The following is a 22096-nucleotide window of genomic DNA, read 5'->3' on the forward strand; positions in this document are numbered from 1 at the left end:
CAGCGCTCACAGGGCTAAAACGCCACAAAAACATTAATCACTCGTTCAGAAATCGGCCGTACCAGAGCCCGCTGTCCTTCAGCGTGCGCTGCTGCGTGGCGTAGTCCACATAGGCCAGGCCGAAGCGGCGCAGATAGCCCTCGGCCCATTCGAAGTTGTCCAGCAGGCTCCAGGCAAAGTAGCCCTTGACCGGCACGCCGGCGTCCACCGCCTGCTTCAGCGCGGCCAGGTGGCGCTGCAGGTAGGACAGGCGCTCCTTGTCATGCACGCGGCCTTCGGGCGTCAGCACGTCCTCGAAAGTCGAACCGTTCTCGGTGAGTTGGATGACGGCCGGGTTGTAGTCGCGCTGCACGCGGGTCAGCAGGTCGACCAGGCCTTGCGGCGAGACCTCCCAGCCGAAGCCGGTGCGCTCGACACCTTCCTTCTCGACGAGGCTGGCGCGCATCGGGCCACCGGCCGGGTCGTCCTTGACCATCTCGGGGAAGTAGTAGTTGACGCCGAGGAAGTCGGTGGGCGTGGCGATGGCCTCCAGGTCACCGGGCAGCACGGTGGGCGCGGCGTCGCCAACCAGCGCCAACGTGTCGGCGGGATAGCCGCGGCCGAACAGCGGGTCCAGGAACCAGCGGTTGCGCAGGCCGTCGTGGCGCTTCACTGCGGCGGCATCCTCGGCGCTGCCGGAGGCGGCGGTGATGGGGTGCAGGCTCAGCGTGATGCCGATGTCGGCGCCGGGCGAGTTGCGGCGGATGACGGGAATCGACTGGCCATGGGACAGCAGCACATGGTGGCTGGCCTGCAGCGCGTCGGCGAGGCTGGTGCCGCCGGGCGCGTGGATGTTCTCCCAGTAACCCATCATGCAGGAGCACCACGGCTCGTTGTGCGTGATCCAGTGCTTGACGCGGTCGCCCAGGCGGCGGGTGACGACATCGGTGTATTCGACGAAGGCCGCCACCGTGTCGCGCGTGAGCCAGCCGCCCTCGTCCTGCAGCGCCTGCGGCAGGTCCCAGTGGTAGAGCGTGGCCCAGGGGTCGAGGCCGCGTTCCAGCATGCCGTCCACCAGCCGGTCATAGAAGGCCAGGCCGGCCTCGTTCACGGCGCCGCGGCCCGTGGGCAGGATGCGCGGCCAGGCGATGGAGAAGCGGTAGGCGTTGACGCCCATCGCCTGGGCCATGTCCAGGTCTTGCGGGAACAGGTGGTAGTGATCGCAGGCGACCAAGGCGTTGGAGCCATCGCGGATGCGGCCGGGCTCGGCGCAGAAGCGGTCCCAGATGGACTCGCCCTTGCCGTCGGCCTGGCCGGCGCCCTCGATCTGGAAGGACGAAGTGGACACCCCCCAGCGAAAGTCGGCGGGGAAGTCTTGGCGGGTGGGGATGGTGTGCGTCGTCATGGCGCAGAATTGGAACCGATTCCATACGCTTGCGCAACTGCGGGTCTTGACGGCCGCCATTGCGAACCCCTACCGTCGCGACCCCAAACGAAGGCAGATATGAGACAACTCCCCCTCGCGCTGGCGCTGCTGCTGGCCACCACGGCCGGCGCCGCCGAGCCGGACGCCATCGTCAACGCCTGGCCGGCCCGCCAGCCCGTGCGCGACCCCGCCGTCGAGGCCAAAGTCGAGGCCGCGCTGAAGACGCTGACGCTGCGCCAGAAGGTGGGCCAGATCGTGCAGCCCGAGATCCGCGCCATCACGCCCGACGAGGTGCGCGACTACGGCATCGGCACCGTGCTGAACGGCGGCGGCGGCTGGCCCGACATGGACAAGGCAGCCACGCCCGCGCAGTGGCGCGCGCTGTCCGAGAAATTCCAGGCTGCGGCGCTGCAGGCCACGCCCGGCATCCCGCTGATCTGGGGCACGGACGCCGTGCACGGCCACAACAATGTGCGCGGCGCGACGCTCTTCCCGCACAACATCGGCCTGGGCGCGACGCGCAATGCCGACCTCGTGCGCGACATCGGCCGCGCCACCGCCCGGGCCGTGCGCGCCACGGGCCTGCACTGGGCCTTCGCGCCGACGCTGGCCGTCGTGCAGGACGTGCGCTGGGGCCGCACCTACGAGAGCTACAGCGCCGACCCGGCCCTCGTGCGCCGCCTCGGCCAGGCGGCCGTCGAAGGGCTGCAGGACGGCCTGAAGGACGGCCGCGGCGTGCTGGCCACCGCCAAGCATTACGTGGCCGACGGCGGCACGCGCCGCGGCATCGACCAGGGCGTGGCGCATGCCTCGCCCACCGAACTGGCCAACGTACACGGCGCCGGCTACCTCGGCGCGCTGGACGCCGGCGTGCTGACCGTCATGGCCTCGTTCAGCAGCTGGACCGACAGCGCCGACTATGTCGAGCACGGCAAGATGCACGGCAACAAGACGCTGCTGACCGATGTGTTGAAGCAGCGCCTGGCGTTCGACGGCCTCATCGTCAGCGACTGGGACGGCCAGGCCCAGGTGCCCGGCTGCACGGCGGAGGACTGCCCGGCCACCATCAATGCCGGCATGGACATCGTCATGGTGCCCTTCAAGTGGAAAGAGTTCTACGCCAACACCGTGCGCGCCGTCGAACAGGGCCGCATCCCCATGGCGCGGCTGGACGACGCCGTGCGCCGCATCCTGCGCGTGAAGTTCAGCATGTCCGTGCCCACCGCCGTGCCCGCCACCGTCGAGGCGCTGCAGGCGCCCGAACTGGCCCGCCGCGCGGTGCGCGAGTCGCTGGTGCTGCTCAAGCACAAGCCGGGTCTGCTGCCGCTGAAGGGCACGGCGCGCGTGCTGGTCGTCGGTGAAGCGGCCGACGACATGAAGCGCCAGGCCGGCGGCTGGAGCGTGACCTGGCAGGGCCGCGACACGAGCAACGCCGACTACCCGCAGGCCACCACGCTGCTGGCCGCGCTGCGCCAGCGCCTGGGCGAGGCACAGGTGACATTCGATGCCGATGGCTCGAAGAGCGACCCGGCACGCTTCGACGCCGTCGTGGCCGTGCTGGCCGAGGAGCCCTATGCCGAGGGCGAGGGCGATGTACGCCTGACCGAGAACCTGCGCTTTAGCCGCCGCCACCCGAAGGACGCGGCCGTGCTGCAGAAGGTGGCCGGGCGCGGCGCGCCGGTCGTCACGCTGCTGTATTCGGGGCGGCCGCTGTACGTCAACGACATGGCCAACAAGAGCGACGCCTTCATCGCCGCCTGGCTGCCGGGCAGCGAAGGCGCGGGCATGGTGGACCTGCTGGTCGAATCCGGCGTCGGCAAGGCCTGGCCCGGCTTCACGGGGCGGCTGTCCTTCCCCTGGCCGGCGGGGCCCTGCCAGTTCAGCACGCGCGACGCCAAGCCGCAGTGGCCCCTCGGCGCCGGCCTGAGCGGCAAGGAAACCACGGCGGCGGCCAGGCCGCTGCCCGAGCTGGCCGACCCGCCGGCCCTGTGCCCCCTCTGAGCGGCGACGGCATGGCAACCATCAAGGACGTGGCCCGGCTGGCCGGCGTGGGCGTGGGCACCGCGTCGCGCGTCATCAGCGGCAACGGCTCCGTCGCGCCGGCCACCGCCGAGCGCGTGCGCAAGGTCATCGCGCAGCTGAAGTTCCGGCCCTCGCACGCGGCGCGCTCGCTGGGCAACGGCACGTCAAAGCTGATCGGCGTCTACATCCCCTACCTGCTGGGCACCTACTACACGCCCATCCTGCGCGTCATCGACACGGTGCTGCGCGGCCAGGGCCTGCACATGGTGGTGGCCTTCGGCGCGGGCCGGGCGGACGAGCGCGCCGAGACCGTGGACGGCATGCGCTTCCTGCTGGACCGCGACTGCGACGGTCTCATCGTCATGTCCAACGCGCTGCAGGACGAGGACATCAGGACGCTGGGCACGGCGGCGCGCCAGGTCGTCGTGCTGAACCGCCACTTCGACCGCATCAAGGAGCAGTGCTTCACGGCCGACCATGTGCAGGGCGGCGTGCAGGCCGCGCGCGCGCTGCTGCAGCACAAACACAAGGACATCGCCGTCGTCGCCGGCCCCGCCTCGTCGCCCGACAACATGGCCCGGATCGCCGGCTTCATGGGCGAGCTGGCGCTGCGCGGGCTGGACACAACCAAGGTGCTGACGGTGCCGGGGGACTTTTCCAACCAGGCCGGCTGGGACGCGGCCGAGACGCTGCTCAAGCTCAAGCGCCTGCCGACCGCGGTGTTCTGCGCCAACGACGAGATGGCCATCGGCCTGCTGGCGCATTTCCAGGAACGCGGCATGTCGGTGCCGCACGAGGTGTCGGTGCTGGGCTATGACGACTCGCCCAGCGCCGCCTTCGCCGCGCCGCGCCTCACGTCGGTACACATCCCCAGCCACGAAGTCACGCTCGCCGGGCTGAACTGGCTGCTGAACCGCTGCTACGAGGCGGAACTGCCCGTCTCAAGGCAGTTCGACATCTCCGTGACGTGGCGAGCGTCGGTAGCCGCACCACCGTCCAGAAAACGAAGCTGAGGCCACAATCCGGGTCGCGAACTTTTGGCCTCGACCCTCACATGTCCCACCGCGTCCTGACCGGCATCACCACGACCGGCACCCTGCACCTCGGCAACTATGTCGGCGCGATCCGCCCCGCCATCGAAGCCAGCCGCGCGCCCGGCGTGGAGAGCTTCTTCTTCATGGCCGACTTCCACGCGCTGATCAAGTGCGACGAGCCGGACCGCCTCGCCCACTCCAGCCGCGCCATCGCCGCCACCTGGCTGGCCGCCGGCCTGGACGCCGACCGCGTTACCTTCTACCGCCAGAGCGACATCCCCGAGATCCCCGAGCTGACCTGGCTGCTGACCTGCGTCACGGCCAAGGGCCAGATGAACCGCGCCCATGCCTACAAGGCCGCCGTCGACGCGGCCGTCGCTGCCGGCGAGGAGCCGGACGCCAACGTCAGCCTGGGCCTGTTCAGCTACCCGGTGCTGATGGCGGCCGACATCCTGCTGTTCAACGCGCACAAGGTGCCGGTGGGCAAGGACCAGATCCAGCACATCGAGATGGCCCGCGACGTCGGCCAGCGCTTCAACCATCTCTTCGGCAAGGGCCGGGAGCTGTTCACGCTGCCCGAGGCCGTGACCGACGCCGAGATGGAACTGCTGCCGGGCCTGGACGGCCGCAAGATGAGCAAGAGCTATGACAACGTCGTGCCGCTCTTTGAAGGCGGCAGCGCGGCGCTGAAGGAGGCGGTGGCACGCATCGTCACCGACAGCAAGCTGCCCGGCGAGCCCAAGGACCCGGACGGCCAGGCGCTGGTGGCGCTGTACGACGCCTTCGCCACGCCCGAGGAGCGGACTGCCTTCCGCGCGGCGCTGCGGGCGGGCCTGGGCTGGGGCGAGGCCAAGCAGCAGCTGGTGGCGCAGATCGAGTCGCAGATCGGGCCGATGCGCGAGCGCTATGCCCAGCTGATGGCCAACCCCGAGCAGCTCGAGGCCATCCTGCAGGCCGGCGCCGCCAAGGCCCGCGCCATCGCCGTGCCGTTCCTTAAAGACCTGCGCGAGGCCGTCGGCCTGCGGCCTTACACCGCCACTGCGGTGACCGCCCAGGCCAAGGTGGAGAAGTCCGCGCTGCCCGTCTTCAAGCAGTACCGCGAGGCGGACGGCAAGTTCTACTTCAAGCTGCTGTCGGCCGGCGGTGATCTGCTGCTGCAGAGCAGCGGCTTCGAGCAGGGCCGCGAGGCGGGCCAGTGGGTGGCGCGACTGAAGAAGGAAGGCTGGGTCGCCGACGCGCCGGTGCAGCGCGAGGGGAGCGAGGCCGACATCGCTGCGGCGCTGGCTGCCTTCCAGGAAGACGTCTGACGTGGTCACTACGCCGGCAATCACCGAGCTGCTCGCCGGCACCGCGCGCGGCGACGCGGCGGCGCTGCAGCAGCTCTACGCGGCGCTCTACCCGGAGATCAAGCGTGTCGCCCGCATGCGGCTGGCCCAGAGCGGCCATGCTGCCGGGCTGAACACCACCGCCCTCGTGCACGAGGGCTTCCTGCGCATGGCCGACCAGCAAGGCCTGCAGGGCGACACGCGCGGCCAGTTCTTCGCCTACGTGGGCCGCGTGCTGCGCTCGGTCGTCATCGACCACCTCCGCACCGAGGGCCGCGACAAGCGCGGCGGCGACGCCGTCATGGTGACGCTGTCGGCCGCCGACGACGTGGCCGCCGTGCAGAGCCAGGCCGTCGACCTGATCGGCCTGGACCAGGCGCTGGCACGCATGCGCGAGCTGGACGCCGGCCTGTACGAGCTGATCGAGATGATCGGCTTCGCGGGCCTGACCATCGCCGAGGTCGCGACGCTGCGCGATATTTCCACACGCAGCATCAACCGCGAGCTGCTGAAGGCGCGGGCGCTGCTGCAGGAACTGCTGGGCGACCCGCCCGACACGACGTACTGACCGCGCCTGGCAGGCCATGCAGATCTCGGACTGGCAGCGGCTGTCCCTGTTGCTCGACGAGCTGACAGACCTCCCTGAGGCCGAGCGCGAGGCGCGGCTCGCCGCACTGCCGCCCGAGCTGGCTGCGCCGCTCACGCGCATGCTGGCCAACCTTCCCGCCAAAGTGCCGACCGTGGTGGGCAGCAGCATCTTCGGCTTCCAGCAGCAACTGGCCGGCGCGCTGTCCGAGCCTGCGGCGCCTGCCGCCCAGCCCGGCGAGCGCTTCGGCGCCTGGTGCCTGGCCGAGCTGCTGGGCGAAGGCGGCATGGGCCAGGTGTGGCGGGCCGAGCGCGCCGACGGCCTCTACCAGGGCGAGGCCGCCATCAAGCTGCTGCGCGACGACGTGGCCGGCGCCGGCCTGGCCGAGCGCTTCGCCCGCGAGCGCGCGCTGCTGGGCCGGCTGGCCCACCCCGGCATCGCGCGGCTGCTGGACGCCGGCGAGAAGGACGGCCGCGCCTTCCTTGTGCTGGAGTACGTGGCCGGGCAGACGCTGTCGGCGCATGTGCGTGGCCGCAGCCTCGCCGAGCGCGTGCAGTTGCTGGTCAGCGTCGCCAGCGCCGTGGAGTACGCGCATGCCCAGCTCATCGTCCACCGCGACCTGAAGCCGAGCAACGTGGTCGTCGACGAGCAGGGGGCACCGAAGCTGCTGGACTTCGGCATCGCCGGGCTGCTGGACGACTCGGGCCAGCAGTCGGACAACGCGCTGACGCAGATCACCGGCCGGCGCCTGACGCCGGCCTACGCCGCACCCGAGCAGATCACCGGCGGTGCCATCGGCGTGGCGGCGGACATCTACTCGCTGGGCGTCATGCTGCACGAGCTGGCCACCGGCCAGCTGCCGTTCGGCAAGCGCAGCTCGAGCCGCACGGCGCTGGAGCATGAAGTCGTGCACGGCGAAGCACGGCGGCTGCGGCAGACCCTGGGCCGGGCCGAGGAGGACAGCGCCGATGCCGGCCCTGGCCGCCCGCCCGACGTGCGGCGTGTGGACAGCGACCTGGAGGCCGTCGTCGCCAAGGCCCTGCGCAAGAACCCCGCAGAGCGCTACACCAGCGTGGGCGCACTGACTGATGACCTGCAGCGCTGGCTTACCCAGCGGCCGGTCAGCGTGCGCCGCGACGACTGGCGCCACCGCATGCGGCTGTGGATGCGGCGCAATGCTGCCGTGGCGCTGGGCGGCAGCCTGGTCTTCGCGGCGCTGACGGCAGGCATGACAGCGGCGCTTTGGCAGCGCAGCCAGGCCCAGGCGGCGGCGGCGCGGGCGGAGCTGGTGACGGGCTATCTGAGCGAAGTCCTGAGCGCCGCCAGCCCGGACCGCAACGCGGGCCGTCAGCCGACGGTGATCGAGCTGCTGGACAGGAAGCGGCAGGAGCTGACGGAGCGTTTCAACGACGAACCCGAGGTCAAGGACCGTATCTACGACACGCTGGGCAAGACCTACTTCGCGCTGCAGCGCTTCGGCGTGGCGGCCGAGCTGGCGCAGGCACGGCTGACCCATGCCCGCGCCGCCTTCGGGCCCACGCACCCACTCGCCGACGACGCGGCCGTCGCGCTCGCCAACATCCACTCCGCAGTGGCGGGCGGCCAACCCGTCATCGACCTGCTGGAGCCCGTGCTGCCGCGCGTGGACAAGCGCCATGGCCAGATGAGCGCGCAGTCCCACGCGCTGCGCATGCATCTGCTGGTAGCGTATGCGCGCGTGGGCCGCTTTGCCGACGCCCACCGCGAGCTGGACATCGGCCGCCGCTCCAACGACGTGGTCAACGCCGACAACCCGATGGAGCACGCCCGGTTCAAGGGTTATGCCAGCGTGGTGCTGACCAGCGAGGGGCGCATCCGCGAGGCCGTCGCGCTGCTGGAAACGACGCGCCCACTGTGGCGGCCTGCGGAGCCCGCACGCGTGCGGCCGAGCCTGGTGCTGGAACGCAACCACATCTTCACTTCCTGGCGCCTCGCCACGGAAAGCGCCGCCGCCGCCACGGCCCGCAGCGACGAACTCGTGGCCCGCTGGGACGCGCTGGCCCGCCCCGGCAACCACGGCAGCTCGCTGATGCGCCAGCAGCTGGCGATCTACCTGCAGCAACTCGGCGAGTTCGACGCCGCCCGCGCACAGCTGGAACGAGCCCAGGCGGACACGGACGCGGCCGGTGCCGAAGACGCCGTCACCGGCCAGCTGCGCCGCATCCAGCTGCTGGAAGCCCGTGCGCTGGCGGCCGGCGGGGCCGACGCCGCCGCCGTGCAGGCCGCCGCGCAGGCGCTGGCCGGGCTTGACGGTGCACCGCTGATCGGCGACGTGCGTCGCGCCGACGGCTTGCTGATGCTGGGCCGCGTGGCGCTGGCGCCAGGCGCTGGCCCGGCAGGCCTGGCGCTGGCGCGCGACGTGAGCACGAGGCTGCAGGCGCTGCGCCCGGTGCTGGCCCAGGCGCGCAACGCCATGAGCCGCATCGCCGTCTTCGAGGGCCGACTGGCCGGCACGCCGCAGGCCGCGCTCGCGGCGGCACGCGAGCGCGTCGCCTACTTCGATGCGCTGCCCGAAACCCAGGGCCTGCCCGAGTGGAGCGCTCGCCTGCAGCTGGCCTGCGCACTGCGTGCCAACGGCCAGCCCTGGGCCGACGCGCTGGCCCGCGCCGAGCAGGCACGGCCGGCCAACCTGGCCTCGCTGACGGCCTCGCCCCACCCGCTGACCGGCCTCGCCACCCGGTTGGCCGAGGACTTGCCGGCCGACTGCGAGTGGCGTTTTTAGGGTCAACTCTCCACGCAAAAACGCGTTTACCCGTAGGGGCAGGAGCGGGCCGTGCAGGTAACTTCCCTCCTCCCGAAGAAGAACAGGAGACCCCCATGGCCACCATCGCCGCCGATCAACTCGCCCTGCAACGCCTCTACCACTGGGAACGCAGTGCGGGCGCCAGCATCACGCTGACCCAGCCCATGGGCGGCGCCGACGTCAAGGACTTCACCTGGACCCAGGTGGGCGACCAGGTGCGCCGCATGGCCGCCTTCCTGAAGGCCAAGGGCGCCGCCGAAGGCTGGCCGGCCGATGCCAAGGTGGCCATCCTCTCCAAGAACTGCGCCTGGTGGCTGATGAGCGACCTCGCCATCTGGATGGCCGGTTATGTCAGCGTGCCGCTGTACCCGACGCTGGCGGCGGACACCATCCAGCAGATCCTGACGCACAGCGAGGCCCGCTTCGTCTTCATCGGCAAGCTGGACGGCTGGGAGGGCATGAAGCCCGGCGTGCCGGCCAGCCTGCCCGGCGCCAGCTACGCGCTGTCGCCCGACGACGTGAAGCAGAACTATGAAAGCTGGGACGCCCTCTGCGCCCGCACCGAGCCGCTGAAGGGCGAGCCCACGCGCGGCGCCGACGAGCTGTGCACGCTGATCTACACCTCGGGCACCACCGGCAACCCCAAGGGCGTCATGCACAGCTTCGGCGCCTTCACCTGGGCGATCGCCGAGGGGCTGGATCGCTTCCCGATGAGCGCCAGCGACCGCATGATGTCCTACCTGCCGCTGGCCCACGTGGCCGAGCGCGTGCTGATCGAGCATGCCTGGCTGAAGGTCGGACTCAAGGTGTTCTTCGCCGAGTCGCTGGACACCTTCACGCAGGACCTGCAGCGCGCGCGGCCGACCATCTTCTTCAGCGTGCCGCGGCTGTGGGTCAAGTTCCAGCAGGGTGTGCAGGCCAAGATGCCGCCGCAGAAGATGAACACGCTGCTGCGCCTGCCCATCATCGGCGGGCTGGTGCGCAAGAAGGTGCTGAAGGCGCTGGGCCTGGACCAGTGCCGCATCGCCGTCGGTGGCGCCGCGCCCATGCCCGTGGCGCTGCTGGAGTGGTACGGCACGCTGGGCCTGCACATCAACGAGGGTTACGGCATGACCGAGAACCTCGCGCTCTCGCACATGACGCTGCCCGGCGTGAACCAGCGCGGCACCGTGGGCCCGGCCTATGCCGGCGTGCAGACGCGCATCGACCCCGCCAGCGGCGAGCTGCAGATGCGCAGCCCGGCGCTGATGATGGGCTACTACAAGGAGCCCGGCCTGACCGCCGACGCGCTGACCGAGGACGGCTGGCTTCACACCGGCGACAAGGTCACGCAGGACAAGGACGGCTGCGTGCGCATCACCGGACGCGTGAAGGACTTGTTCAAGACCAGCAAGGGCAAGTACGTCGCGCCCGCGCCGATCGAGGACAAGCTGGGCATGAACCCCGCCATCGAGGCCTGCTGCGTGGCCGGCGCCAACATGGGCCAGCCGCTGGGCATCGCCATGCTGTCGCCGCAAGGCGTGCAGCGCGCCAGCAGCGACGCGGCCGGCCTGCAGGCCGAGCTGACCCAGCATCTGGCAGCCGTGAACGCCAAGCTGGACCCGCACGAGCAGCTCGACACGTTGGTGCTCATCAAGACGCCGTGGACGGTGGACAACGGCTTCATCACGCCGACCTTCAAGGTCAAGCGCAACCGCGTCGAGGAGGCCTACGCAGGCAAGTTCGACGCGTGGGCTGGCAAGCGGGCGAAGGTGCAGTTCGGGGACTGACAAGCCCCTCGCCCAGCCCTGCCCTGCTGAACGCAGGCGGGTCTGGTCGGTCCCCCGAGGGGACGGCGATGCTTGCGGCATTGAGCCGCAAGCACATCGCCATGGCGGGCCGGCTTGGGGCGGCCCGGCGCTCGGCCCGAAATTCAGCCGCGCCAGTAGTCCGTGCGCCCATAGTGCCCCCGCAGATGCTCCACCCACAACCTCACCCGCAGCGGCAGGTGGCGTGACTGCGGGAACACCGCGTAGATGCCGTTGGGCGGCGCGGCAAAGCCGTCCAGCACGCTGACCAACCGCCCGGCCGCGATGTCGGCCTCGACCTCCCAGGTGCTGCGCCAGGCAAGGCCCAGGCCCGCCACGCACCAGTCGTGCAGCACCTGGCCGTCGCTGCAGTCCAGCCGCGCGCTCAGGCGCAGGTGCTGCACGGCGCCGTCGACCTGGAAGGCCCAGCCGCGCGTCTGGCTGGCTTCGGAGCTGAGCGTCAGGCAGGCGTGGCGGGCGAGGTCGTCGGGGTGCTTGGGCGTGCCGGCGCGCTTCAGATAGCCGGGCGCGCCGACGCACAGGCGGCGGTTGTCGGCCAGGCGGGTGCTGACGAGGCTGGAGTCCGGCAGGTCGCCCACGCGCACCGCGCAGTCGAAGCCCTCGTGCACGATGTCGACGACGCGGTCGCTGAGGTTGAGCGACAGGCTCAGCTCGGCGTGTTCCGCCAGGAAACCCGGAACCAGCGGCGCGACATGGCGGCGGCCGAAGCCGGCCGGAGCGGTCACGCGCAGATGACCGCTGGCCTTGAGGCCGCCGGCGCTGACAGCCGCCTCGGCATCGGCCAGCGCGGTGATGAGGCGCTGACAGTCCTCCAGAAAAGCCTGCCCCTCGGGCGTCAGCGTCAGCCGCCGCGTCGTGCGCAGCATCAGCTTGACGCCCAGGCGCGCCTCCAATGCGTCCAGCCGCCGGCCCATGACGGCGGGCGCCACGCCTTCCGACTGCGCCGCCGCCGTCAGGCTGCCCTTGGCCGTGACGAGCACGAAGGACTCGATCTGCTTGAGCTTGTCCATGCCGGCGATTGTGCTGGGTCATCGATGCAAAACCGACCGTTCCGGGCACGATCCATGCGTTCAAGTCACAGATGAATGGCGTGCCGCAGCGGGAATCCCGACACGGCGGCGCGCTAGATTTCGGCATCCGTGTTTTGCCCCTCTGCCAGGAGTTCGCCCATGTCCACCGCCAGCCGCACCACGCTCCACCGCCTGCAGGTCGATACCGACCTGGCCCGCTTCATCGACACCGAGGTGCTGCCCGGCACCGGCGTCGCCAGCGAGGCCTTCTGGGCCGGTTTCAGCAAGATCGCCCACGAGCTGGCGCCGATGAACCGCGCGCTGCTGGCCGAGCGTGACCGCCTGCAGACCGAGCTGGACGCCTGGCACGAGGCCCACCCCGGGCCCATCACCGACATGCCGGCCTACCGCAGCTTCCTGAGCCGCATCGGCTACCTGGTCGAGCCGCCCGCGCAGGTGCAGGCGACGACGGCCAACGTCGACGCCGAGCTGGCGCTGCAGGCCGGCCCGCAGCTGGTGGTGCCCATCCTGAACGCCCGCTACGCGCTGAACGCGGCGAACGCGCGCTGGGGTTCGCTGTACGACGCGCTGTACGGCACCGATGCCATCTCCGAAGCCGATGGCGCGACCCGCGCGGGGGGCTACAACCCGGTGCGCGGCGCCAAGGTCATCGCCTTTGCCCGCCAGGTGCTGGACCAGGCCGCGCCGCTGGCCGAGGGCTCGCATGGCCAGGCCGTGGCCTACCGCGTCGAGGGTGACCAGCTGTCCGTCACGCTGGCGTCCGGCGACGTGACCGGCCTGGCCGACGCGGGCACGTTTGCCGGCTACCAGGGCGCGCCCGAGTCACCGAGCAGCCTGCTGCTGGTGCACCACGGCCTGCATCTGGACGTGCGCATCGACCGCGAGACGCTCATCGGCCGCAGCGACCCGGCCGGCATCAGCGACGTCATCCTGGAGTCGGCGCTGTCGACCATCCTGGACCTGGAAGACTCTGTCGCCGCCGTCGATGCCGAGGACAAACTGCTGGCCTACCGCAACTGGCTGGGCATCCAGCTGGGCACGCTGACCGAGGAAGTCGCCAAGGGCGGCAAGACCTTCACACGCAGGCTGAACGCGGACCGCGTCTACACGGCACCGGGCGGCAGCGGCACGGTCACGCTGCATGGCCGCTCGCTGATGTTCGTGCGCAATGTCGGCCACCTGATGACCAACCCGGCCATCCTGCTGGAGGACGGCAGCGAGATCCCCGAAGGCATCATGGACGCGGCCATCACGACGACGATCGCGATGCATGACCTGAAGCGCCGCGGCAACAGCCGTACCGGCTCGGTCTACATCGTCAAGCCCAAGATGCACGGCCCGGCTGAGGTGGCCTTCGCCGCCGAGCTGTTCACCCGCGTGGAGCAGCTGCTGGGCCTGCCCGACAGCACCGTCAAGCTGGGCATCATGGACGAAGAGCGCCGCACGTCGGTCAACCTGATGGCCTGCATCGCTGCGGCCGCCAGCCGCGTCGCCTTTATCAACACCGGCTTCCTGGACCGCACCGGCGACGAGATGCACACCGCGATGCGCGCCGGCCCCATGCTGCGCAAGGGCGACATGAAGACGTCCAGCTGGATCACCGCCTACGAACGCAGCAACGTGCTGACCGGCCTGGCCTGCGGCCTGCGCGGGCGCGCCCAGATCGGCAAAGGCATGTGGGCCATGCCCGACCTGATGGCGGCCATGCTGGAGCAGAAGATCGGCCACCCCAAGGCCGGCGCCAACACCGCCTGGGTGCCCTCGCCCACCGCCGCCACGCTGCACGCGCTGCACTACCACCAGGTCAACGTGGCCGCCGTGCAGCAGGAGCTGGAGAAGGTGGATCTGGCCGCCGAGCGCGAAGGCATCCTGAACGCGCTGCTGACCATCCCCGTCGCGCCCGAAGCCAACTGGACGCCCGAGCAACGCCAGCAGGAGCTGGACAACAACGTGCAGGGCATCCTGGGCTACGTCGTGCGCTGGGTGGACCAGGGCGTGGGCTGCTCGAAAGTGCCCGACATCAATGGTGTCGGTTTGATGGAAGACCGTGCGACCTTGCGGATATCCAGCCAGCACATTGCCAACTGGCTGCGCCATGGCGTCGTCAGCGCCGAGCAGGTGCGCGCAACCTTCACGCGCATGGCCACCGTCGTCGACGGCCAGAACGCCGGCGATCCGGTCTACCAGCCGTTGGCCACCCATCCCGACGGCGCGGCCATGCAGGCGGCGCTGGACCTGGTCTTCAAGGGCGAGGCCCAGCCCAGCGGCTACACCGAGCCGTTGCTGCACGCCTGGCGGCTCAAGGTAAAGCAGTGCTGATCTAGGGGGCGACGCCTAGCGCGCCGATCAGTTGACACATTGGCACAACGAATACTTGACCCCTACCGAAGGTCACACGTCGCCCTTGGACAACAGGTGCATGACTGCTTGTTACCGCAAATGCAAGGGTAAACCCTTGTTTTTTACTCATTAGGCGACTTGCCATGACGAATGGCAGGGCAATAGAGATGAACCCGCACTTCTGAGGATTCACGCCCACTGAGACTAGGCGCCTCTTCGCCGTGGCACCGCGGCCGTGAGGCGCGCTCCGGCACATCAAGCCGGGGTTGGTCTAGATCTCTTTGGAGTCCCAATGTTCAAACTCAACGTCATGAGCGCAGCGGCGCTGGCCTACCTGGCCGCATTCGCTGTCCCCGTCCTCGCCCAGCAACAGCTGGAAAGGATCGAAGTCACGGGTTCCGCAATCAAGCGAATCGATGCCGAGACAGCCGTTCCGGTCACCATCATCAAGATGGCAGACCTGAAGTCACAAGGTGTCACTTCGGTCGAGCAGATCATGAGCTCGCTGAGCTCGGTTCAGATGACACAAGGCTCCAGCCAGCAAGTGGGCGCAGGCACCGGTGGTGCTTCGTTTGCCGACCTGCGCGGCATCGGCGCCAGCAAGACACTGGTGCTGCTGAACGGCCGACGTATCGCGAACAACGCGATCGACGGGTCCGCACCTGACCTCAACATGATCCCGTTTGCTGCCCTGCAGCGCGTTGAAGTGCTGCGCGATGGCGCTTCCTCCCTGTACGGCACGGACGCCATCGGCGGCGTGATCAACTTCATCACGAACAAGGACTACACCGGCGGCCAGATCACCTTCGGTGTCGACGTGCCCAAGGAGTCGGGCGGCAAGAGCCGCAACGCCAACATCGGCTTCGGCTTCGGCGACATCGCCAAGGACGGCTACAACATCTTCGGCTTCGTGGACGTTGCCAAGACTGACGCGATCGGCGGTCAGCAGCGCGAGTTCAACAACCGCTTCCCCGGCGGCATCTCCCCGACGCCCTTCCCGGCCAACTACTACCAGAACCCCTCGGTGACCGGCAACCCTGCCGGACCGGACTGTACAGACCCGACCTTCCTGGTGCCGGCCGGCGACGGCACGTCTTGCCTGATGGCAACGTCGCGCTTCGTGGACTACACCGCCAAGACCAAGCGCACGGCCGGCATGCTGCGCGGCTCGGTGGCCTTGGGTGAACACACGCTGTCGGCCGAACTGTTCGCCACCAGCAACGACTCCACCACCGCCATCGCGCCCGTGCCCTACGGCACGCTGTGGATGAACCGCCTGCGCCCGGACGGCACAGCGAATCCCTACATGCCCGCCAGTACGGCGGCCGTGCCGATCACCACGACCTACACGCAGGCCAACATGACGCCGCGCCCGGGCGTCGTTCTGCAGCCTGGCTTTGTCACGGTGAAGTGGCGTGCCCTGGACGGCGGCCAGCGCTCGAACACCTCGCTGAACGACCAGACCCGCTTCCTGGTGAGCCTGGACGGCTTCGTTTCCGGCTGGGACTATCAGGTCGGCGCGAGCATCAACGAGAACAAGATCAAGGAAGTGGTCTCCGGCTACACGGACGGCAACAAGATCACGACCGCCATGCTGAATGGCGTGATCAACCCCTTCGGCGAACAGGACGCAGCCGGCAACGCGGCCATCCAGGACGCGCTGCTTGGCGGCAACCTGCAGAACCACAAGGGCAAGGTCACGACCTTCGACGGCCGCATCAGCCGCGAACTGAGTGACTGGTTCGGTGCCGGTCGCGGTGCCGCCGTCGCTATCGGTGCTGAGTTCCGCAAGGAAGACTTCATCTCGAAGGCCAACACACCCGTGGCCGAGCTGCTGCAGGCCAGCACCGGTGTGGACCCGAACTCGCTGTCCGAAGGCAACCGCAAGGTGTCGGCGGTCTACGCCGAACTGAACGTTCCGCTGACCCGAACGCTGGATGCCACAGCCGCCGTGCGTTACGACAAGTACAGCGACTTCGGCAACACGACCAACCCGAAGTTCGGTCTGCGCTACCAGCCGATGAAGGAACTTCTGCTGCGCACCAGCTACTCGACAGGCTTCCGCGCCCCGTCGCTGTATGAGCTGAATGCCACACCGGCGTACACCAACACCGGCAACGTGAACGACCCCGTCAACTGCCCTGGCGGCAAGGCGATCGCCGGCAAGTCGCAGGCGCTGAACTGCAACGTGCAGTTCCAGCGTTTGACCGGCGGCAACATCGACCTGCAACCCGAAGAGTCGCAGAGCCTGACCTTCGGCATCGTCCTCGAGCCGACCGCCGACCTGTCCATCGGCTTTGACTGGTGGTGGATCCGCCTGGAGAACCAGATCGCCGCGCTGTCCGAGACCACCGTGCTGGGCAACGATTTCAAGGACTTCACCCAGTACGTCTATCGCAACGGCACCGGTGACCTGTCGATCGACGGTTTCTCCTGCCCCGGCAGCGATTGCGGCTACCTTGACCTGCGCCAGCAGAACCTGGGCGGCCTCAATACCAACGGTGTGGACATCAGTGTGGTCTTCCGCCAGTCGCTGGGCAGCCTGGGTCGCGCGACCCTGGGCCTGAACAGCACCTACGTGACGAAGTACGAGTACCAGGACTATGTCAACGGCCCCTGGAACCAGAACGTCGGCATCTACGTCGGCACGGCGCCCATCTTCCGCTGGCAGCATTCGGCAACCGCCGTCTGGAATGTGGGCAGCTGGACGCTGGGCATGATCGGCCACTACAAGAGCGGCTACGTCGACCAGGACCCGACCAACAAGGTCAGCCAGTACGCCACGGCGGACGCCTATGTGTCCTGGGCGGGCTACAAAGGCCTGAACCTGACCGTCGGCGTGAAGAACCTGACCGACCGCGACCCGCCTTACTCGAACCAGGGCGAGGTGTTCCAGGCCAACTACGACCCCCGCTTCGCGAATCCCACTGGCCGCACCTACTACCTGCGCAGTACGTATCGCTTCTGATTCGCCAGCCCCGGAGGGTCGCCCCCCCGGGTCTGCGCAGCAAGGCCCTTGCCCTCGGCAAGGGCCTTTTTCATGGGCGGCGAGAATCGCAGCCCCGAATCGAAAGTGGCGCATGTCTGATCCTTCCCGGCAACTTCGGCCAGCCGAGGTCCTCGTCATCGGCGCCGGCCCGGCCGGCAGCGCCTGCGCGCGCGTGCTGGCCCGTGCCGGCCTGGCCGTGCTGCTGGTCGACCAGCACCCACCCGGCCGCGACAAGACCTGCGGCGACGGCCTGATCCCCGACGCGCACAAGGCGCTTGAGCGGCTGGGGCTGCTGGATGAGGTCATGCGCCGGGCGCAGCCGGTCAGCCATGTTGGCTGCATCGGCCCGCGCGGCGGGCGCGTCGACGTGCCGGGCACCATGGCGGTGCTGCCGCGCAGGGAGCTGGACGCGCTGCTGCTGCAGGGCGCCCGGGACGCCGGTGCGCGCTTCGAGCAGGCGCGCTTCGAGGCGCCGCTGGAAGTAGTTGGCCGCGTCGTCGGCGCGCGGCTGAAGCAGGGCGATGAGATCGTTGAAGTCCAGGCTCGCTGGGTCGTCCTGGCCACAGGCGCCGTGCCCAAGGCGCTGACGGCAGCCGGCATGTGCGAACGCCACACGCCCAGCGGCGTGGGTCTGCGCGGCTATGTGAAGGCGCCGCAGATGGCGGGCAAGATCACCTCGCTGGAAGTCGTCTGGAACAAGGCACTGCGGCCGGGCTATGGCTGGATCTTCCCGGCGCCGGACGGCCACTTCAACATCGGTGTGGGCGTGACCGACTCGCACATGGACATCGAAGGCAAGGGCCAGAAGAAGAGCGCCAACCTGCGCGCCATCTTCGACGCCTTCGTGACCAACTACGAACCCGCCGCCGAGCTGATGCGCGTGGGCGAACTGGTGGGCGACCTGAAGGGCGCGCCGCTGCGCTTCACGCTGACCGGGGCGAAGTGGACGCGGCCCGGCCTCATCGTCACCGGCGAGGCGGCGGGCTCCACCTACTCCTTCACCGGCGAGGGCATCGGCAAGGCGATGGAGACCGGCATGCTGGCGGCGGACGCGATGCTGGCCCACAGCGACGACAGCGCCGCCCGCGCCGCCTACGAGGCCGGCCTGACGGCGCTGAAACCGAAATTCAAGCTCTACGAGGCCGCCAACCGCGTCAACGCCCACCCCTGGCTGGCGGACCTGGTGATCTGGCGGGCAAAGAAGAGCCCGCGCGTGCTCAAACGCATGGCGGGCGTGCTCAACGAGACGAGCAACCCGGGCAATATCGTCAGCCTCAAGGGCATCAGCCGACTCTTCTTTGAGTGATCAGACGCGCTCGATGACCAGGGCGATGCCCTGCCCCACGCCGATGCACATCGTGCACAGCGCATAACGGCCGCCCGTCACTTCGAGCTGGTTGACGGCCGTCGTCACCAGTCGCGCGCCGCTGGCGCCCAGCGGGTGGCCCAGCGCGATGGCGCCGCCATTCGGGTTCACGCGGGCGTCATCGTCCGCCAGGCCCAGGTCGCGCAGCACCGCCAGGCCTTGGGCGGCGAAGGCCTCGTTCAGCTCGATGACGTCCATGTCGGCCAAGGTCAGCCCCGCCAGCGCCATCACCTTGCGCGTGGCCGGCGCCGGGCCGATGCCCATGATGCGTGGCGCCACGCCCGCCGTGGCCATGCCGACAACGCGGGCGCGCGGCGTGAGGCCATGGCGCTGCGCTGAAGCCTCGCTGGCCAGCAACAGTGCGCAGGCGCCGTCGTTGACGCCGCTCGCATTGCCGGCCGTAACGCTGCCGTCCGGCGTGACGATGCCCTTCAACTTCGCCAGCGCGTCCAGGCTGGTCTCGCGCGGGTGTTCGTCCAGCAGCATGCGCAGCGGCTCGCCCTTCTTCTGCGGCACGTCGACCGGGACGATCTCGCGCTCGAAGAAGCCGCGCTTCTGCGCCGCGATGGCCTTCATCTGCGAGGCCAGCGCCATGCGGTCCTGGGCTTCACGTTCGATGCCGAAATCGGTGGCGACGTTCTCGGCCGTCTCGGGCATCGCATCGACGCCGTAGGCCGCCTTCATCGCCTTGTTGATGAAGCGCCAGCCGATGGTGGTGTCATAGATGGCGTTCGAGCGGCTGAAGGCGCTCTCCGCCTTGGGCATGACGAAGGGCGCGCGGCTCATGCTCTCGACACCACCGGCGATCAGCAGCCCGGCCTCGCCGGCACGGATGGCGCGGGCCGCCGTGCCGACGGCATCCAGGCCCGAACCGCACAGCCGGTTCACCGTCACACCGGACACCACCACCGGCAGGCCGGCCAGCAGCGCGGCCATGCGGGCGACGTTGCGGTTGTCCTCGCCGGCCTGGTTGGCGCAGCCGTAGATGACGTCTTCCACCGCCGCCCAGTCGACGTTGGTGTTGCGCGCCATCAGCGCCTTGATGGGCAGCGCGGCCAGGTCGTCGGCGCGGATGGACGACAGCGCGCCGCCGTAGCGGCCGAAGGGCGTGCGGATGGCGTCGCAGATGAAGGCGTGGGTCATGTCAGCGACCGTCTCAAGTAGGGGCTGACGCGATAGCGCTCGCCGCGGTGGTAGGTGTCGAGGCAGTCCAGCAAGGCCACGATAGAGCCGGCGCCCCACTGGCCCAGCCATTCGAACGGCCCGGCCGGGTAGTTCACGCCGAGCTTCATTGCTGCATCGGCCCCTTCCTCGCTGCAGACGCCTTGCTGCACGGCGTCGTGCGCCTCGTTGACGAGCATGGCAATGGTGCGCGCGACGATGAGGCCGGGGGCGTCGACCATCTCGCGCGGCGTGAAGCCCAGCGCCACCAGCCAGCCGACGTGGTCGTCGAAGTTGCCGGACTTGGCGTAGGCCAGGTCGCCACCGGCACCGAGAGGCAGGTCGAAGACGACGACCGGCGCCTGCAGGTCGCGCTCTGCGGCGATCTCCCGGGCGGAACGGCCATCGGTGAGGCGGATCTGCGCGCGGTCGGCGGCCAGGCCCACCCAGTCGCTGACCTCCTCGCGTTCGGCTTGCGGGAAGGCCGCAGCGAATCGCTCCGCGACAAAGCCCTGGCCATGCACGACCAGGCGCCTGGCGTCAGGCAGCGGGTACTTGTAGGTGCGCAGCGCGGGCGCGCCTTCGGGGTAGCTGTAGAACCCGCGCCCGCTCTTGCGGCCTAGATAGCCAGCATCCACCAGCTCCTGCTGCACCAGCGAAGGCGTGAAGCGGCGGTCGAAGAAGTTGGCGGCGAAGACCGAGTTCGTCACTGCAAAGTTGGTGTCGTGGCCGATCAGGTCCATCAGCTCGCAGGGGCCCATGCGAAAACCCGCTGCGCGCAGGCAGGCGTCGATGACCTCGGGCGTCGCCGCGTGCTCCTGCAGCAGCATCAGCGCCTCGGCGTAGTAGGGCCGGGCGATGCGGTTGACGATGAAGCCCGGCGTGGAGCGCGTGTGCACAGCGGTTTTTCCCCAACGGCCGGCGAGGTCGTGGATGGCCTGCGCCACCTCGGGCGCCGTGCCCAGGCCCGACACCACCTCCACCAGCTTCATCAGCGGCACCGGGTTGAAGAAGTGCATGCCCACCAGGCGCTCGGGCTTCTTCATGTCACGGGCCAGCGCCGTGACCGAGATGGACGAGGTGTTGGTGGCGATGACGGCCTCGGCCGGCAGCACCGCCTCCAGGTCGGCGAACAGCGCACGCTTGATGTCGAGGTTCTCGACGATGGCCTCGATGACAAGGTCCACCGGCGCGAGCGCGTCGACCGGGGTGATGCGCGCCAGCGTCGCCTGCGCGGCTTCAGCGGTCAGCTTGCCCTTGGTGGCCAGGCCGTGCAGCGTCTGCGCCAGCTTGGCCTTGGCCGCTTCGGCAGCGCCGGTGCGGGTGTCGAACAACAGCACGTCATGACCGGCCTGGGCGGCGACCTGGGCGATGCCGGCGCCCATCAGGCCGGCGCCGACGACAAGGATGCGGGCGTTGTCCAGTGTCATTCGGGCGGTGTCCAGTTCGGCTTGCGCTTGGCCAGGAAGGCCGAGAAGCCCTCGCGGGCCTCGGGCGTGGCGCGCACGCGGGCAATGGTTTGGGCGGTCAGCTCGCGCACGTCCGCAGTGACCGGGCCGGGCGCGAGGCGGACATAGAGCTGTTTGATCTCGGCTTGAGCTTGCGGGCCGCAGGCGAGCAGGTCAATCACCAGGGCGTCTACCGCCGTGTCCAGCGCTGAAGCCGGCACGACGCGCTGCACGAGGCCCAGGCGCAGCGCCTCGTCGGCACCCATGCGCGTAGCCGTCAGCGCCAGACGCCGCGCCTCGCGCAGGCCCACGGCGTTGACGAGATGCGGGCCGATGACAGCAGGCAGGATGCCCAGCCGCGCCTCGCTGACCGAGAAGCTCGCCGCGTCGGACGCCACGGCCATGTCGCAGGCCGCCACCAAGCCGACGCCGCCGCCCAGCGCCGCGCCCTGCACGCGCGCCAGCGTCAGCTTCGGGCAGTCGGCAATGCGCGCCAGCATGGCCGAGAAGCGGCGCGCATCGGCGAGGTTGTCGGCTTCGGACGCGGCCGCCGCGCGCTGCATCCACTGCAGGTCGGCGCCGGCGCTGAAGTGCTTGCCGGCACCGGCCAGCACGATGGCGCGCACGCTGGCGTCGCCGCCCAGCAGCGCGAAGGCCGCGTCCAGCTCGGCGATCAAGGTCTCGTCGAAGGCGTTGAACACGGCAGGCCGGTTCATCGTCAGCTGGGCCACGCCATCAGGGCGGCGTTGCAGGTCGAGGGAGGTCCAGGAGGGCATGGCGGCATTCTTGCACCGCACTT

General features: G+C 69.5%; 14 protein-coding genes. 9 read left to right on the forward strand and 5 right to left on the reverse strand.

Annotated features, from left to right (window positions below; translation table 11 throughout):
* Positions 1-37 precede the first annotated feature (37 nt).
* Positions 38-1384, reverse strand: coding sequence for a GH1 family beta-glucosidase (locus ACG00Y_RS08530; protein ID WP_394477830.1), 1347 nt, complete (start codon positions 1382-1384; stop codon positions 38-40).
* Positions 1385-1483: 99 nt separating this feature from the next.
* On the opposite strand from ACG00Y_RS08530, the gene ACG00Y_RS08535 reads away from it, so the two are divergent.
* From ACG00Y_RS08535 to ACG00Y_RS08560, 6 genes are all read left to right on the forward strand, one after another.
* The gene (locus ACG00Y_RS08535; RefSeq protein ID WP_394477832.1) at positions 1484-3406 is read left to right on the forward strand and encodes a glycoside hydrolase family 3 protein; all 1923 of its coding nucleotides are present in this window, start codon (positions 1484-1486) and stop codon (positions 3404-3406) included.
* Positions 3407-3417: 11 nt separating this feature from the next.
* Positions 3418-4440: a LacI family DNA-binding transcriptional regulator gene (locus ACG00Y_RS08540; protein ID WP_394477835.1), complete on the forward strand. Its 1023-nt coding sequence runs from the start codon at positions 3418-3420 to the stop codon at positions 4438-4440.
* A gap of 41 nt (positions 4441-4481) precedes the next feature.
* Entirely contained in the window at positions 4482-5768 is a 1287-nt protein-coding gene (locus ACG00Y_RS08545; RefSeq protein ID WP_394477837.1) for a tryptophan--tRNA ligase, read from the forward strand.
* A gap of 1 nt (position 5769) precedes the next feature.
* On the forward strand, positions 5770-6354 hold the full coding sequence (locus ACG00Y_RS08550) for an ECF-type sigma factor (protein ID WP_394477839.1): 585 nt from the start codon (positions 5770-5772) through the stop codon (positions 6352-6354).
* Positions 6355-6370: 16 nt separating this feature from the next.
* Complete coding sequence (locus ACG00Y_RS08555; protein WP_394477841.1) at positions 6371-9133, forward strand: serine/threonine-protein kinase; 2763 nt, start codon at positions 6371-6373, stop codon at positions 9131-9133.
* 95 nt (positions 9134-9228) lie between these two features.
* Complete coding sequence (locus ACG00Y_RS08560; RefSeq protein WP_394477843.1) at positions 9229-10923, forward strand: AMP-binding protein; 1695 nt, start codon at positions 9229-9231, stop codon at positions 10921-10923.
* Positions 10924-11066: 143 nt separating this feature from the next.
* Here the strand turns inward: ACG00Y_RS08560 and ACG00Y_RS08565 are convergent, their stop codons facing one another.
* Positions 11067-11972, reverse strand: a complete 906-nt coding sequence (locus ACG00Y_RS08565) for a LysR family transcriptional regulator (protein WP_394477845.1) — start codon at positions 11970-11972, stop codon at positions 11067-11069.
* A gap of 159 nt (positions 11973-12131) precedes the next feature.
* On the opposite strand from ACG00Y_RS08565, the gene ACG00Y_RS08570 reads away from it, so the two are divergent.
* From ACG00Y_RS08570 to ACG00Y_RS08580, 3 genes are all read left to right on the forward strand, one after another.
* The gene (locus ACG00Y_RS08570; RefSeq protein ID WP_394477847.1) at positions 12132-14312 is read left to right on the forward strand and encodes a malate synthase G; all 2181 of its coding nucleotides are present in this window, start codon (positions 12132-12134) and stop codon (positions 14310-14312) included.
* Positions 14313-14625: 313 nt separating this feature from the next.
* Positions 14626-17301 carry a TonB-dependent receptor gene (locus ACG00Y_RS08575; protein ID WP_394477849.1) on the forward strand — a complete coding sequence of 892 codons (2676 nt, stop codon included), beginning with the start codon at positions 14626-14628 and terminating at the stop codon, positions 17299-17301.
* Positions 17302-17413: 112 nt separating this feature from the next.
* A complete protein-coding gene (locus tag ACG00Y_RS08580; RefSeq protein ID WP_394477851.1) occupies positions 17414-18628 on the forward strand; it encodes an NAD(P)/FAD-dependent oxidoreductase in 1215 nt (404 codons plus the stop codon).
* Here the strand turns inward: ACG00Y_RS08580 and pcaF are convergent, their stop codons facing one another.
* The 3 genes from pcaF to ACG00Y_RS08595 are packed head-to-tail and all read right to left on the reverse strand — an operon-like array spanning position 18629 to position 22073.
* Positions 18629-19831 (reverse strand): 3-oxoadipyl-CoA thiolase, encoded by a 1203-nt coding sequence (pcaF, locus tag ACG00Y_RS08585; protein WP_394477853.1) that lies wholly within the window; start codon positions 19829-19831, stop codon positions 18629-18631.
* Positions 19828-21279 (reverse strand): 3-hydroxyacyl-CoA dehydrogenase, encoded by a 1452-nt coding sequence (locus tag ACG00Y_RS08590; RefSeq protein WP_394477855.1) that lies wholly within the window; start codon positions 21277-21279, stop codon positions 19828-19830. Before ACG00Y_RS08590 ends, pcaF begins: the two co-directional genes overlap by 4 nt.
* A complete protein-coding gene (locus ACG00Y_RS08595; RefSeq protein ID WP_394477857.1) occupies positions 21276-22073 on the reverse strand; it encodes an enoyl-CoA hydratase-related protein in 798 nt (265 codons plus the stop codon). Before ACG00Y_RS08595 ends, ACG00Y_RS08590 begins: the two co-directional genes overlap by 4 nt.
* Positions 22074-22096: the final 23 nt, after the last annotated feature.

It is taken from the genome of Pelomonas parva (assembly GCF_043555835.1).
Classification (GTDB): Bacteria; Pseudomonadota; Gammaproteobacteria; order Burkholderiales; family Burkholderiaceae_C; genus Pelomonas; species Pelomonas parva.